Here is a 13,629-nt window from a genome sequence, read left to right as displayed (position 1 = left end):
AGGTCAGCTTTCAGACCGGGTTGAGGCAGTCAGCGCCGCAAATACGACCCGAAATCAATATCCCCGGCACTCAATATCGCCTGCACCCGATTGTGCACATTGAGTTTGCGCAATATCGCCGAGACGTGGGCCTTGACCGTGGTTTCGGCGATTTCCAGGGTGTAGGCGATCTGTTTATTCGATTCGCCCTTGGTCATGCGTTCGAGTACCAGCAACTGCTTGCGGGTCAGTGCCTGGAGCAGTTCGGGCGGGAAGCTCGGGGTATCGTTCATCCGGCGTTGGGTGCCGCTTTTTTGTGTGCGGATGATGTCCGGCGGCAGGTATACATTGCCATTGAGAATCTGCTGAATGGCCTCGGTCATCTGTACCCGCGGCGAGGACTTGGTGATGAACCCCACCGCGCCATAAGTGATGGCTTGCAGCACGATTTGTTTGTCCTGTTCGGCCGAGACGATCACCACCGGAATGGTTGGCGCCTCGTTGCGCAGGTTGATCAGACCATTGAGGCCATGCATGCCGGGCATGTTCAGGTCGAGCAGGATCAGGTCCAGGTCATCATGTTCCTGGGTCAGGGCCAGGGCACTGTCGAGGTCGGCGGTTTCCATGACCTCGCTGCCGGGAAACCCATCGCTGATGACGTTATGAATCGCTTCGCGAAACAGCGGGTGATCGTCGGCAATCAGAATTTTGTACATGGCCTTTCACCTCATTATTTTTTTGATCCGGGTGTGGCAACAACACGCAAGCGCTCACGTCAGGGAAAGGGCTCGGGCCGGGCCGGCGTCACGGGCAGATTCGCCGCTTGCCATGCATCCAGCCCGTCGCGGTACCAATACAGTGTTTTATAGCCCATGGTGGCCGCGCGTTTTACCGCGTTCCAGCTCAACCAGCAATCGGAGCGGCAGTAAAAGACCAACGGTCGGGCCCGATCGCCCGCCGTCAATTGCTGCAGGTAGCGCGCGAAATACGCCTGCCAGGGCGGCGTCAGGTCGCCGTCACCGGTATTGGCCAACCAATGGCTGCCGGGCAGGTTTTCGTGAGGCTGGTCTTCGATGAAACGGCCCTGTAGCCATTGCCGGCGGTAGACATCGATCAGCACCGGATGCGGGGTTTGCTTGAGCAGGTTTTGCAGGGCGGGTGTGTCGATGATGCTCGCGCCCCGGAGCTGAGTCGGGGTCGGGCTGCGGTACAAGCCGATGCGATAACCGTCGGCGGAGAACAGCGCTGTTTCGGCCTGTGCGGCGCCCAGCAACAGGCTCAGCGACAGCGCAGCGAGAGAAGGGCGCAACAGAACACGTCGGGCACGCGGCATGGGGGGCAGTCCTTATAGTTATGAACCCATTACATGCCAGTAGCGGTGCGTTGTGAATGCGACGATAGACAGGTAAACCCGTACTAAAGTAGTAATTTTGCCCGGATTGCCACAGGGATTAGTGTTGTCAGCTGGATTTGCGCAGGGCCGCGTGCTGCGGGTTGAAGGTGAGTACGGCGAGCAGAGCGAATATCAGTGTCAGCCCTATACACACCGTCAGCGCCACCGGGTTGAAGCGTTCATACAGCGCAAACCGCACCAGTTCCACCGCATGGGTGAATGGGTTCAAGGCGCACAGCCAATACAGCCACTCGCTGGAGTCGCGCATTTTCCACAGCGGATACAACGCCGACGACAGGAAAAACAGCGGGAAGATCACGAAGTTCATCACCCCGGCAAAGTTCTCCAACTGACGAATCGCATTGGACAGCAACAGCCCCAGCGCGCTGAGCATCAACGCCACCAGCAGCAACGCCGGCAACGCCAGCAACAGGCCCAGGGCCGGCGGTTGCACGCCGTACAACCAGGCAATCGCCAGAAAGGCGTACACCTGCAACAGCGAAATCAGCGACGTTGCCAGCAATTTGCTGCACAGCAGGAAGGTCCGGGGCAGGGGGCTGGTCAGCAGCACGCGCATGCTGCCCATCTCCCGGTCGTAGACCATCGACAGCGAACCTTGCATGCCGTTGAACAACAGGATCATGCAGGCCAGGCCCGGGATGATGTAAACCTCGTAGGGAATGTAGGTGTCGTAGGGCTCGATGATGGCGATGCCGAGTGCCGCGCGAAAACCGGCAGCGAACACCAGCAGCCACAGCAACGGCCGCACCAGGGCGCTGAGAAAACGCGTGCGCTGCAACACAAAACGCAGCCATTCGCGCAGTACGATACCGCTGAAACATTGCCAGTAAGCGTTCATCTGACGGCTGCTCCTGAAGAAGTCAAAGTAGTCAGGCGAGTGAAGGCCGAACTGAGATCGCCGCCATGTTCCAGGCTCAGCGCCTCAGCCTGTCCGCTGGCCACCAAACGGCCTTGATGGAGGATCAGCAAGTCGTCACTGGGCTGCACTTCATCCAGCAAATGAGTGGTCCAGAGTACGCTGATGTTGTGCTCGCGGCATAGGCTACGGATGTGTTGGTTGAGCGCCAGGCGACTGGCCGGATCGAGGCCAACGCTGGCCTCGTCGAGCAGCAGCAGGCGTGGCTCATGCAACAACGCGCGGGCGATTTCCACCCGCCGACGATGGCCGCCGTTGAGTTCACGCACCCGTTCGCGACGGCGCTCGGTCAGGGCCTGGCGCGCCAGTTCGGCATCGACTCGAAGCCCGGTCTGGCGCCGGGACAGACCATGCAGCGCGGCGTGGTAACGCAGGTTTTGCTCGACGCTGAGGTCCAGGTCCAGCGTGCTTTGCTGAAACACCACGCCCAATTGCTTCAGCGCCGGCCGCGCTGCGTTACGCAAACAACAACCGCCGACCCGGATGTCTCCGCGCTGCACATCATAGAGGCGGGTGAGCAGCGCAATCAGCGTCGACTTGCCCGCACCGTTCGGTCCCAGCAACGCCGCAAAACGCCCCGGTGCCAGGCTGAAACTGACCTGGCGCAAGGCCTCGCGCGGGCCGTAGGCGAAACTCAAATCGCTGACGTCGAGAGTGTTCATGGCGTTACCACCACGCCCCACGGATAGCGTCCGACTTTCACCGACTGGGTGACTTTGAGGCTGGCCACATCGATCACCGACACGTCGCCGCTGACGCCATTGGTGGCCAGCAATTGCCGTTGGTCCGGGGTGAACGACATCTGCCAGACCCGCCGGCCCACCAGCAGATAATCGAGGATTTCGAAGGTTTTGGCGTCGATTACCGCTACATGATTGGCCGGGCCAAGGGCGACGAAACCGTACTTGCCGTCGGCGCTGAGTTTGATCCCCACCGGCTGGACCTTGTCCGGGTGCACGCCTTTGATCTGGAAGGTCAGGGTCTTGAGGACCTTGCGGCTGGCGACGTCGAGAATCGTCACCGTGCCGCCGATTTCTGCCGAAGCCCAAAGCTGCGAACCGTCCGGGTTGAACTCGACGAAACGCGGCCGCTGGTCCACCAGGGTGTTGTCGGCCAGGGTCTGGGTGCCGGTGTCGATCCAGTGCAGCATGTTCGTGGTTTCACTGGTGTTCACCGCCCATTTGCCATCGGGGCTGACGGCCATGCCTTCGGGCTCGACACCGACACTGATCTGCCCGAGCACCTTGGAGGTTTCGGTGTCGATCACCGTCACCAGTGCATCGTCCTCGTTGGAGACATACAACCAGCGATTGTTCGGATGCAGGGCGAATTGTTCAGGGTCTTTGCCCGAGGGCAGCTCCTTGATGATCTTGCGCGTGGCGACGTCCATTACCTGGACCCGGTCCGAATCGCTGGCGCAGATGTACAGCAGCTTGTTGTCGTGGGACAGCAACAGACCACGCGGGCGCTGGCCGACGGGCAGGGTGTCGGTGACTTGCAGGGTCTGCATGTCGATCAGGCTCAGGCTGTTGTCCTTTTCGTTGGAGACCCAGGCGGTGCTGGCCACGGCATGCCCGGTGGCGAGCAGCAGGGCGCATGAAAGCAGGGTGCGGCGCATGGCGAGTTCCTTGTTGTTGTCGTTGTTGTGGAAAAAGGATCAGGGAAAGCGGCAGCTGACCTCGGCTTTGTCGTAACCCAGGCTGTCCATTTCATTGAAGGGGTGCAGGAAACCGTCTTGCGGCGAAGTGCTGACCAGTGCCCGGGGCTGCACGATGGGGATCGGCTGGCGCAACTGGCCGTTCCACGAGCGATAACTGAGCTTGCGACCCTTGAAGCCGTCCAGCGGCGATTGATCGCTGATCTCAAGCGCACGGATCGCCATCGGCTCCGTTTGGCGCAATTTGCCCACGGCGCTGGCGATGCTGCGCACAGCGATCCAGGCGGCGAAATCCCGGTCATTCATCCAGCGTCCGGTCAGGGCTTCGAAGCGTTTCTGCAACTGCGCGGCGCCGTAGGTTTCCACCGTTTTGTGCCAGCCCACCGGGGTCAGGCCCTGGGTGCCGGCGACCGGCCGTGGGTACCAGGTCTGATAGGGCACGTATTCACCGAAATCGCCACGTTCATCGGCCACCAGCACCACGTCGTACTCGGCAGTCTGGGTGAACAGCGGCATGTCGGCCTGGGCGCTGCGCCGCTGGTCGTTATCGAAGCTCCAGGCTTTCTCTGCCACCAGTTTCAATCCGAAGCGTTTGGCTGCCCGGCGCAGGGCCGCGGCATAGGCTTGATCGTCTGCGGTCGGGCCGACGATCAGCAACGCCCGTTGCCATTTACGCAGCACCAGAAATTGCGCCAGCGCATCGGCCAGCATCGCCCGGCTTGGCAGGCTGTGCAGCACGTTCGGCAAGCAATCGGTGCTGCGCAGGCTGTCATCCGGGCTGCCGGCGTTGAACAGCAAACTGTCGGGTAGCACGGCACTGAGCCGGCGCAGGGTTTGCACTGGCGCATTCACCACAAACAGACGCAGGCCTTGTTTGTGTTGGGCCTTGGCTGCTTCGATCAACGCATCCGGACTATCGACGCTGGCGCTGACCAGGTTGTAGCTGTGGTTGAGAAAACGCCCGGTGCTATTGCTGTCGGTGATCGCCAGTTCCGCGCCTCGTAGCCCGGCATCGGCTGGTTCGGGAATGATGTTCGACAGCAACGGCCCGGGGTCGGGGCGATAACCCAGGTAGCCGATATGCACCTGCAACGGCGCATCCGCCGCCTGACTCTGGGTCGCCACCCCGGCAGCGCAGGCAATCGCCAGCAGGTAGATCAAGGCATAAGGGGCAAGCTGGCGCATAAGCTTCTCCATCACAGGTAGCGTCAGCATAGGAACCCTGGACGAGCGGGGAAATATGCAGAAAGTACCGATGGGCCAGTACCAAGGTAGTAACGACGCCTGAAACGCACCTGGGCTGTTCGCCACAAGCCCTACTACCAAGGGACTAGATCGCGGCCACCAAAGCAGCATGGGGCTGACGCGATGCCGTTCCTAAGATGAGTGCCATGGCCTCTGTGAAGAGGTTTTGCGTGCAATCTTGAGGGCATAACAATGACAACAAAACGCAACGCCTTGCTCGTTGCCGGACTGCTGGCCGGCTTCATCAGCGCAGGTTCCGTCTGGGCCCACGGTAATGTGGTACCCCAGGCCGTGGAAACCAAGGGACTGACCCCGATCAAGGATGCCGGTGTGCAGGTCAATGCCGATGGTTGGGCGGCGGCGAACCCGTATCGTTCCTCCCCGGAGCACGATAAAGCCTTGGAAATCGGCTCTTCAGCCTACAACCAGAACTGCGCGGCCTGTCATGGCCTGGAGGCCAAATCCGGCGGCATAGCCCCTGATTTGCGCATGCTCGACGTCGGCGAGGCCGGTGATGAGTGGTTCGTCGAACGCGTGCGCAACGGTGCTGTGCGTGATGGCCGGGTGTACATGCCGAAGATGGCTGACTACTTGAGTCAGGAAGCCTTGTGGGCGGTACGCACCTACCTGGACAGCGTTCACGTCGAGGAGTGACCCATGCGCCTGTTCGCGGTGTTGATCAGTGCTGTGTGGTTGTGCTGCCAGGCAGCGCAGGCACAGGTCCGGACCTATGACGAAATGATCGCCGCCGCCGAGCTGAAAGTCGCGATCTACAAGGACTTTGCGCCCTACAGTTTTGAAGACGCCGGCCAGCCTCGCGGAGTCGATGTCGAACTCGCCCAGGCCTTGGCCAAGGCCATGGGGGTACGCCTGAAACTGATCTGGGCGCCCGCCGGGGAGAAGCTCGACGACGACCTGCGCGATTACATCTGGCGGGCCAGTCAGCTGCACAATCAGCAACTGGCCGACCTGATGATGCGCGTCCCCTACGACCGCGATTACTCACAGAAGCGCAATGAGCTGGGCGAACTGGAGAACGGCCATGTGGTGATGTTCGGGCCGTACCAGACCGAGCAATGGCAAGTGGCTTATGACCGTCGTCGGCTGGACTCGGTGGCCAGCGTCGCGGTGTTCCAGCAGCACCCGATCGGCGTCGAAGTCGACAGCGTGCCGTCGTTTTACCTGACCTCGGTGTTCAACGGCATGCTCGCCGCCAAAACCCACCATTACCCCGGCGTGGCCCAGGCGTTTACCGCGATGAAGGCGGGTGAAGTCGACGCGGTGATGGCTATGCGCGGCGAGATCGACTGGCAAGTTCATCAGGCCGCCGACCCGCAAGTGGCGCTGGCGGAAAACGCCTACCCGAACATGGGCAAGCAACGCTGGGAGATCGGCATGGCGGTGCATGAAAGCAACCGGCAACTGGCCTATGCGGTGGAAGAGGCGCTGGAAGCATTGATTAGCGAGGGTGCAGTCAAAAGCATTTATGCCCATTACGGCCTGCGCTATGACGTGCCCGAGATGTATCAACAATGAACTGGCGCGCGCGTTGGCTGTTGGCCTGTTGGTTGCCCTTGGCCGCGCAGGCGGTTGAGGTCGATCCGGTGCCGTCGGTGATGTGGGCGTTCTATCACAAGCAGATGCTTGGCGACGCGCCGTTCGTGTTCGACGAGCGGGTCAAGCTGCTGGCACCGCCGTTCGCCGAAGACGCCCGGCAAGTGCCGCTGGAAATCGACGCCAGAGCGTTCAACGGCGAGGTGGTGCGAATCCTCGCTTGGGCCGAACTCAATCCGCTGCCGAAAATCGTCGACTTCGAGCCTTTGACCGGGGTGCTGCCGTGGCTGTCGATCCGCATCCGCGTCGAACAGGCCACGCCGTTGCGCGCGGCGGTGTTGACCCGTGATGGGCTGTGGCATGTCGGCTCGACGCTGATCGATGCGGCCGGCGGCGGTTGCACAGCGCCGAGTGTGGTGCGCACCCAACCGGGTTGGGAAGAACACATCGGCGAAGTGCTCGGCGGTCGCTATCCCCGTGGTGAATTCAGTCGCGTGCGTTTGCAGGTGGCGCATCCGATGGACAACGGCATGGTCAGCGGCATCCCGGAATTCTTCCTCAACCAGGCCGAGCTGCGGGACCCAGACGACCGGGTGTTGGCGCGTCTGGAACTGTTCCCGGCGGTCAGCGAAAACCCCAACCTGGCTTTCGACATCGAAGGCGCAGGGCAGACGCGCCTGATACTGCGCGACAACAGCGGCAATCAATTCGATGCGGCCATACCCTGACCCAAGGAGCGTGTGATGCGCTGGATGCTGCTGTTGTTCATCTGTGTGAGCCTGCCGACCCTGGCCGATCCTGATTACACACTCAAGCCCCGGCAGATTGCCGAAGACACCTGGTTGCTGGAGGGCAGCACCGATAACTTCGCCAAGAACAACGGCGGCAACATCGTCAACACCGCGTTCATCGTCACCGGGCAAGGGGTGGTGGTGATCGACACCGGGCCATCGAAGCGCTACGGCGAAGCCCTGCGCAGAGCGATTGCCGCAACCACCGATAAACCGGTGATCCAGGTGTTGCTGACCCATCACCATCCTGATCATGTGCTGGGCAATCAGGCTTTCACCGATGTGCCGATTGGTGCACTGGCTGGCACCACCGAGCTGTTGCGCCAGCAGGGTGATGCGATGGCCGAGAACATGTATCGACTGGTGGGTGACTGGATGCGCGGCACCGAAGTGGTGTTGCCGACGCAGACGCTGACGCCTGGTATGCAAAGTTTTGGGAACCACGATCTGCGGCTGCTGAGTCTGGGTGGGCACACCGGCGCGGATCTGGCTATTCTCGACCAGAAAACCGGCGTGCTGTTTGCCGGGGATCTGGTGTTTTATCAACGGGCCCTGACCACGCCGAATAGCCCGGGGTTGTCGATGTGGCTGGCGGATATCGCCACACTTCAGGGGTTGCCGTGGACGCTGATTGTGCCCGGGCATGGGCCCGTGGCAACGGACAGCAAACCGTTCGAGCAAATGCGCGATTACCTCTCCTGGCTCGATCAACTCATGCGCGACGGTGCGGCGAACGGCAGCGACATGGCCGAGATGATCCGCAGCCCCATCCCCGAACGTTTCGCCGGGATCAACCTGAGCCGCTATGAGCTGATTCGTAGCGTCAGCCATTTGTACCCGCGTTACGAGCGGGGGCAGATGAAGCGGGTGGATTCCGGCACGCGCCAGTGACGCTGATCGTTCATCTCCTCCGACCCGCTACCAAGGAACTAGAAATCTCCGCACTGCGGGTAATTGTTGCAAGGGCGGCGGCGCCCAAGAATCTGCACCAGACCGGGAAAATTTCCCGGGTATAACAAAAACCGCAGAGGTAGCCGCCATGACCCAACCCGCACGTCGCCAACCCTTCGTCTTGAGCGTGCTGCTCAGTGCCATGCTGTTGTCCGGCCAGGCATTGGCCGCAGTCTCCGATCAAGACATCCTCCAGGATCCGAAGAATCCGGAACAGGTCGTCACCAATGGCCTGGGCGTCCAGGGTCAGCGCTACAGCCCGCTGGACACCCTCAATGTCGACAACGTGAAGGATCTGCGCCCGGTCTGGGCCTTTTCGTTCGGCGGTGAAAAACAGCGCGGCCAGCAGGCGCAGCCGATGATCAAGGACGGCGTGATGTACATGACCGGCTCCTACTCACGGGTGTTCGCCGTGGATGCGCGCACCGGCCGCAAGCTCTGGCAATACGATGCGCGCCTGCCCGATGACATCCGCCCGTGCTGTGACGTGATCAACCGTGGTGTCGCGCTGTATGGCGACCTGGTGATCTTCGGCACCCTCGACGCCAAGCTCGTGGCCCTGAACAAGGACACCGGCAAAGTGGTATGGAGCAAGAAAGTCGCCGACCACAAGGAAGGCTATTCGATCAGCGCCGCACCGTTGGTAATCAACGGCAAGCTGATCACCGGTGTGGCCGGTGGCGAATTCGGAGTGGTCGGCAAGATCGAAGCCTACGATCCGAAAAACGGTGATCTGCTGTGGACCCGGCCCACCGTCGAAGGCCACATGGGCTATGTCTACAAGGACGGCAAAGCCGTAGAGAACGGCATTTCCGGCGGCGAAGCGGGCAAGACCTGGCCGGGTGATTTGTGGAAAACCGGCGGCGCCGCGCCTTGGCTGGGTGGCTACTACGACCCGGAAACCAATCTGCTGCTGTTCGGCACCGGCAACCCGGCGCCGTGGAACTCGCACCTGCGCCCGGGCGACAACCTGTACTCGTCGTCGCGCCTGGCGCTGAACCCGGATGACGGCACCATCAAGTGGCACTTCCAGAGCACCCCTCACGATGGCTGGGACTATGACGGCGTGAACGAACTGGTGTCGTTCAACTACAGCGAAGGCGGCAAGGAAATCAAAGCCGCAGCCACCGCGGACCGTAACGGTTTCTTCTACGTGCTGGATCGCACCAACGGCAAATTCATCCGCGGCTTTCCGTTCGTGGACAAGATCACCTGGGCCAGTGGCCTGGATAAAAACGGCCGGCCGATCTACAACGAGGCCAGCCGTCCGGGTGCGCCGGGTTCCGAGGCCAAAGGCAGTTCGGTGTTTGTAGCGCCTGCGTTCCTGGGGGCGAAAAACTGGATGCCGATGGCCTACAACCGCGACACCGGCCTGTTCTACGTGCCGTCCAACGAATGGGGCATGGACATCTGGAACGAAGGCATCGCCTACAAAAAAGGCGCGGCGTTCCTTGGTGCCGGTTTCACCATCAAACCGTTGAATGAAGACTACATCGGCGTGCTGCGCGCCATCGACCCGAAAACCGGCAAGGAAGTCTGGCGCCACAAGAACTTCGCACCGCTGTGGGGCGGAGTGCTGACCACCAAGGGCAACCTGGTGTTCACCGGTACGCCGGAAGGTTTCCTGCAGGCATTCAATGCCAAGACTGGCGAGAAAGTCTGGGAATTCCAGACCGGTTCCGGCGTGCTCGGCTCGCCCATCACCTGGGAAATGGACGGCGAACAATACGTCTCGGTGCTGTCCGGTTGGGGCGGCGCGGTACCGCTGTGGGGCGGCGAAGTGGCCAAGCGCGTCAAGGACTTCAACCAGGGCGGCATGCTCTGGACGTTCAAGCTGCCGAAGGATCTGGTCGCCAAGCACTGATCTAAATACCTACACAACCTGTGGCGAGGGAGCTTGCTCCCGCTCGGCTGAAGCAGTCGTAAAACCAGCCAATGCGGTGTGACAGATGAACCGCAGCGTCTGGGTTTGGGAGCGCTTCGCACTCCAGCGGGAGCAAGCTCCCTCGCCACAAAAACCTGCTGATACCGAGGCGTTTTCTACTACCAAATAACGAGAGCCCCCCTGCCAACGGCGCATTCGTCTGGCGCATGGGGCTCTCTACTATCGGTTCATCGCCTGTTGGCCTGACAGGCATCGACCCAGACAGAGGCCCATCATGATCTACGCACAACCTGGAACACCCGGCGCCATCGTTTCCTTCAAACCACGCTACGGCAATTTCATCGGCGGCGAGTTCGTTGCCCCAATCAACGGCGAGTACTTCACCAACACCTCACCGGTCACGGGTGAAGTGATCGCCGAGTTCCCGCGCTCCAGCGCTGCCGACATCGAAAAAGCCCTCGATGCCGCCCATGCCGCCGCCGATGCCTGGGGTAAAACCTCGGCCCAGGATCGTTCGCTGGTGCTGCTGAAAATCGCTGACCGTATCGAGCAGAACCTGGAAATCCTCGCCGTCACCGAAACCTGGGACAACGGCAAGGCCGTGCGCGAAACCCTCAACGCCGACGTGCCGCTGGCTGCCGACCACTTCCGTTATTTCGCCGGGTGCATCCGCGCCCAGGAAGGCGGCGCCGCCGAGATCAACGAACTGACCACCGCCTATCACTTTCACGAACCGCTGGGCGTGGTCGGGCAGATCATCCCGTGGAACTTCCCGCTGCTGATGGCCGCCTGGAAACTCGCCCCGGCCCTGGCTGCCGGCAACTGCATCGTGCTCAAACCCGCCGAACAAACGCCGCTGTCGATCATGGTGTTCGCCGAGCTGATCGCCGATTTGCTGCCGGCCGGCGTACTGAACATCGTCCAGGGCTTCGGTCGCGAAGCCGGTGAGGCGCTGGCCACCAGCAAGCGCATCGCCAAGATCGCCTTCACCGGTTCCACCCCGGTGGGCGCGCACATCATGCATTGCGCGGCGGAGAACATCATTCCAAGCACCGTCGAACTGGGCGGCAAGTCGCCGAACATTTTCTTCGAAGACATCATGAAGGCCGAACCTGCGTTCATCGAGAAAGCCGCCGAAGGCCTGGTGCTGGCGTTCTTCAACCAGGGCGAAGTCTGCACCTGTCCGTCCCGGGCGCTGGTGCAGGAGTCGATCTACGAGCCGTTCATGGCCGAGGTGATGAAGAAGATCGTCAAGATCAAGCGCGGCAACCCGCTGGACACCGAGACCATGGTCGGTGCCCAGGCGTCCGAGCAGCAATACGACAAGATCCTCTCGTACCTGAAAATCGCCCAGGAGGAGGGCGCCGAGCTGCTTACCGGCGGCGCGGCCGAGCGTCTTGAGGGCGACTTGTCGAGCGGTTATTACATCCAGCCGACCCTGCTCAAGGGCCACAACAAAATGCGCGTGTTCCAGGAAGAAATCTTCGGTCCGGTAGTGGGGATCACCACCTTCAAGGACGAAGCTGAAGCCCTGGCGATCGCCAACGACAGCGAATTCGGCCTCGGCGCCGGCCTGTGGACCCGCGACATCAACCGCGCCTACCGCATGGGCCGGGCGATCAAGGCCGGACGCGTCTGGACCAACTGCTACCACCTGTACCCGGCCCACGCCGCGTTCGGTGGCTACAAGAAATCCGGTGTCGGCCGTGAGAACCACAAGATGATGCTCGACCACTATCAGCAGACCAAAAACCTGCTGGTGAGCTACGACATCAATCCGCTGGGGTTCTTCTAACCCCATAAGCACACCACAAACCCTGTGGGAGAGAGCCTTTGTAGCGAGGGGCTTGCCTGTGGCGAGGGAGCTTGCTCCCGTTGGGTCGCGAAGCGGCCCCAAAAGCTTCGCGACTGCTTCGCAGCCGAACGGGAGCAAGCTCCCTCGCCACAGGCAAGCCCCCTCGCCACATTAGCCCGTTCCCACATTGGTTTTGTATGGTTCCAGGATCTGCGCGACACCCCCTACCAACGCACGCCGCCACCTCCTTCGAAAGTAGCATTCGGGCACTCGGCGCCCCGTGCATTAATGGCTTTACCGGAATTGCCCGGCACAAGAAGAGGATTGACCCCATGTGGCATAAACCCGCGTTTACCGATCTGCGCATTGGCTTCGAAGTGACGATGTATTTCGCCAACCGTTGATTGATCGCCCGGCCAGCCGATGCGTTGGCCGGGCCCGCCTTCTGGAGCATCCCATGCACATTTGCGTCCTCGGTTCCGCCGCTGGTGGAGGTTTTCCGCAATGGAACTGCAACTGCCGTCAATGCGCCGCCATGCGCAGCGGCAAGCTGCGCGCGCAATACCGCACGCAGTCGTCCATTGCCCTGAGCGACGACGGTGTGGAGTGGGTGCTCTGCAATGCTTCACCGGACATTCGCGCGCAACTCGAGAGTTTCCCGGCAATGCAACCGGCCCGTCGGTTACGTGACACGGCGATCGGCGGCGTCGTTCTGCTGGACAGTCAGATCGACCATTGCACTGGCCTGTTGAGCCTGCGCGAAGGCTGCCCGCATGCGGTCTGGTGCACCGAGCGGGTTCATCAAGACCTGAGCAGCGGCTTTCCCTTGTTCACCATGCTCAAGCACTGGAACGGTGGCTTGCAGTGGCAACCCATCGACCTGGACCGCAAGCCGTTCAACATCGCAGCCTGCCAACATCTGCAATTTCGTGCGATTCCATTGGTCAGCAATGCGCCGCCGTATTCGCCCAACCGTGGCAACCCGCAACCGGGGGACACCATTGGCCTGTTCATCGAAGACCTGCGCAGCGGTGCATCGGTGTTCTATGCGCCGGGCCTGGGGCAGGTCGACGCCGAAGTATTGAGCTGGATGCAGCGCGCCGACTGCTTGCTGCTGGACGGCACGCTGTGGCGCGACGATGAAATGCGCGTGTGCGAAGTCGGCCAGAGCCTGGGCCGCGAAATGGGCCACCTGCCGCAAAGCGGCCCCGGCGGCATGCTCGAAGTGCTGGAGGGCTTTGGCCGCCAGCGCAAGGTGCTGATCCACATCAACAACACCAACCCGATTCTCGATGAAGACTCGGCCGAACGGGCGTTGCTGGAGCGGCTCGGGATTGAAGTGGCCTATGACGGCATGAGTATTGAGCTGTAGCGGATGGCCCCATTGCGAGCAGGCTCGCTCCCACAGGATTTGTGCACACCGCAGAACCCTTGTAGGAGCG

At 61.4% G+C, this 13,629-nt stretch carries 14 protein-coding genes; 8 read left to right on the top strand and 6 right to left on the bottom strand.

The genetic code is table 11. The features are described 5' to 3' along the window. Window positions 1-29: 29 nt before the first annotated feature. The 6 genes from ACZ9BB_RS11855 to ACZ9BB_RS11830 form a co-directional block, all read right to left on the bottom strand. Window positions 30-695, bottom strand: coding sequence for a response regulator (locus ACZ9BB_RS11855; protein ID WP_476213940.1), 666 nt, complete (start codon window positions 693-695; stop codon window positions 30-32). A 59-nt stretch (window positions 696-754) separates the two neighbouring features. Then, window positions 755-1,312, bottom strand: a complete 558-nt coding sequence (locus ACZ9BB_RS11850) for a PQQ-dependent catabolism-associated CXXCW motif protein (RefSeq protein ID WP_476213939.1) — start codon at window positions 1,310-1,312, stop codon at window positions 755-757. Between the two features lie 127 nt (window positions 1,313-1,439). Continuing rightward, entirely contained in the window at window positions 1,440-2,231 is a 792-nt protein-coding gene (locus tag ACZ9BB_RS11845) for an ABC transporter permease (RefSeq protein ID WP_476213938.1), read from the bottom strand. Further along, window positions 2,228-2,971 (bottom strand): ATP-binding cassette domain-containing protein, encoded by a 744-nt coding sequence (locus ACZ9BB_RS11840; protein WP_476213937.1) that lies wholly within the window; start codon window positions 2,969-2,971, stop codon window positions 2,228-2,230. Before ACZ9BB_RS11840 ends, ACZ9BB_RS11845 begins: the two co-directional genes overlap by 4 nt. Continuing rightward, window positions 2,968-3,927 (bottom strand): YVTN family beta-propeller repeat protein, encoded by a 960-nt coding sequence (locus tag ACZ9BB_RS11835; protein WP_476213936.1) that lies wholly within the window; start codon window positions 3,925-3,927, stop codon window positions 2,968-2,970. Before ACZ9BB_RS11835 ends, ACZ9BB_RS11840 begins: the two co-directional genes overlap by 4 nt. 39 nt (window positions 3,928-3,966) lie before the next feature. Then, window positions 3,967-5,151, bottom strand: a complete 1,185-nt coding sequence (locus ACZ9BB_RS11830) for an ABC transporter substrate-binding protein (protein ID WP_476213935.1) — start codon at window positions 5,149-5,151, stop codon at window positions 3,967-3,969. A 252-nt stretch (window positions 5,152-5,403) separates the two neighbouring features. On the opposite strand from ACZ9BB_RS11830, the gene pedF reads away from it, so the two are divergent. The 8 genes from pedF (at window position 5,404) to pqqB (ending at window position 13,559) form a co-directional block, all read left to right on the top strand. Next, window positions 5,404-5,865 (top strand): cytochrome c-550 PedF, encoded by a 462-nt coding sequence (gene pedF, locus ACZ9BB_RS11825; RefSeq protein WP_476213934.1) that lies wholly within the window; start codon window positions 5,404-5,406, stop codon window positions 5,863-5,865. A 3-nt stretch (window positions 5,866-5,868) separates the two neighbouring features. Further along, on the top strand, window positions 5,869-6,747 hold the full coding sequence (locus ACZ9BB_RS11820) for a substrate-binding periplasmic protein (RefSeq protein ID WP_476213933.1): 879 nt from the start codon (window positions 5,869-5,871) through the stop codon (window positions 6,745-6,747). Continuing rightward, entirely contained in the window at window positions 6,744-7,493 is a 750-nt protein-coding gene (locus tag ACZ9BB_RS11815) for a quinoprotein dehydrogenase-associated SoxYZ-like carrier (protein ID WP_476213932.1), read from the top strand. The genes ACZ9BB_RS11820 and ACZ9BB_RS11815 overlap by 4 nt, the downstream gene beginning before the upstream one ends. A gap of 15 nt (window positions 7,494-7,508) precedes the next feature. Next, the gene (locus ACZ9BB_RS11810) at window positions 7,509-8,447 is read left to right on the top strand and encodes a quinoprotein relay system zinc metallohydrolase 1 (protein WP_476213931.1); all 939 of its coding nucleotides are present in this window, start codon (window positions 7,509-7,511) and stop codon (window positions 8,445-8,447) included. Window positions 8,448-8,595: 148 nt separating this feature from the next. Then, the gene (locus ACZ9BB_RS11805) at window positions 8,596-10,371 is read left to right on the top strand and encodes a PQQ-dependent methanol/ethanol family dehydrogenase (protein ID WP_476213930.1); all 1,776 of its coding nucleotides are present in this window, start codon (window positions 8,596-8,598) and stop codon (window positions 10,369-10,371) included. A gap of 295 nt (window positions 10,372-10,666) precedes the next feature. Beyond that, the gene (exaC, locus tag ACZ9BB_RS11800) at window positions 10,667-12,187 is read left to right on the top strand and encodes an acetaldehyde dehydrogenase ExaC (protein WP_476213929.1); all 1,521 of its coding nucleotides are present in this window, start codon (window positions 10,667-10,669) and stop codon (window positions 12,185-12,187) included. 332 nt (window positions 12,188-12,519) lie between these two features. After that, window positions 12,520-12,591, top strand: a complete 72-nt coding sequence (gene pqqA / locus ACZ9BB_RS11795; RefSeq protein ID WP_081499480.1) for a pyrroloquinoline quinone precursor peptide PqqA — start codon at window positions 12,520-12,522, stop codon at window positions 12,589-12,591. 53 nt (window positions 12,592-12,644) lie between these two features. Further along, window positions 12,645-13,559, top strand: a complete 915-nt coding sequence (pqqB, locus tag ACZ9BB_RS11790) for a pyrroloquinoline quinone biosynthesis protein PqqB (protein WP_476213928.1) — start codon at window positions 12,645-12,647, stop codon at window positions 13,557-13,559. The last annotated feature ends 70 nt before the right edge of the window (window positions 13,560-13,629 follow it).

Source organism: Pseudomonas sp. TE3552, assembly GCF_056278945.1.
Note: the sequence above shows the minus strand (reverse complement) of the source record. Positions and strands in the feature narration are given on the sequence as shown.

What these genes read in the sequence shown, in the direction of transcription:
- ACZ9BB_RS11805 (WP_476213930.1), top strand. Translation starts at nt 8,596, where the DNA reads ATGACCCAACCCGCACGTCGCCAACCCTTCGTCTTGAGCGTGCTGCTC.
- ACZ9BB_RS11815 (WP_476213932.1), top strand. Translation starts at nt 6,744, where the DNA reads ATGAACTGGCGCGCGCGTTGGCTGTTGGCCTGTTGGTTGCCCTTGGCC.
- ACZ9BB_RS11840 (WP_476213937.1), bottom strand. Translation starts at nt 2,971, where the DNA reads ATGAACACTCTCGACGTCAGCGATTTGAGTTTCGCCTACGGCCCGCGC.
- exaC (WP_476213929.1), top strand. Translation starts at nt 10,667, where the DNA reads ATGATCTACGCACAACCTGGAACACCCGGCGCCATCGTTTCCTTCAAA.
- pedF (WP_476213934.1), top strand. Translation starts at nt 5,404, where the DNA reads ATGACAACAAAACGCAACGCCTTGCTCGTTGCCGGACTGCTGGCCGGC.
- ACZ9BB_RS11845 (WP_476213938.1), bottom strand. Translation starts at nt 2,231, where the DNA reads ATGAACGCTTACTGGCAATGTTTCAGCGGTATCGTACTGCGCGAATGG.
- ACZ9BB_RS11810 (WP_476213931.1), top strand. Translation starts at nt 7,509, where the DNA reads ATGCGCTGGATGCTGCTGTTGTTCATCTGTGTGAGCCTGCCGACCCTG.
- ACZ9BB_RS11855 (WP_476213940.1), bottom strand. Translation starts at nt 695, where the DNA reads ATGTACAAAATTCTGATTGCCGACGATCACCCGCTGTTTCGCGAAGCG.
- ACZ9BB_RS11835 (WP_476213936.1), bottom strand. Translation starts at nt 3,927, where the DNA reads ATGCGCCGCACCCTGCTTTCATGCGCCCTGCTGCTCGCCACCGGGCAT.
- ACZ9BB_RS11830 (WP_476213935.1), bottom strand. Translation starts at nt 5,151, where the DNA reads ATGCGCCAGCTTGCCCCTTATGCCTTGATCTACCTGCTGGCGATTGCC.
- pqqB (WP_476213928.1), top strand. Translation starts at nt 12,645, where the DNA reads ATGCACATTTGCGTCCTCGGTTCCGCCGCTGGTGGAGGTTTTCCGCAA.
- ACZ9BB_RS11820 (WP_476213933.1), top strand. Translation starts at nt 5,869, where the DNA reads ATGCGCCTGTTCGCGGTGTTGATCAGTGCTGTGTGGTTGTGCTGCCAG.
- ACZ9BB_RS11850 (WP_476213939.1), bottom strand. Translation starts at nt 1,312, where the DNA reads ATGCCGCGTGCCCGACGTGTTCTGTTGCGCCCTTCTCTCGCTGCGCTG.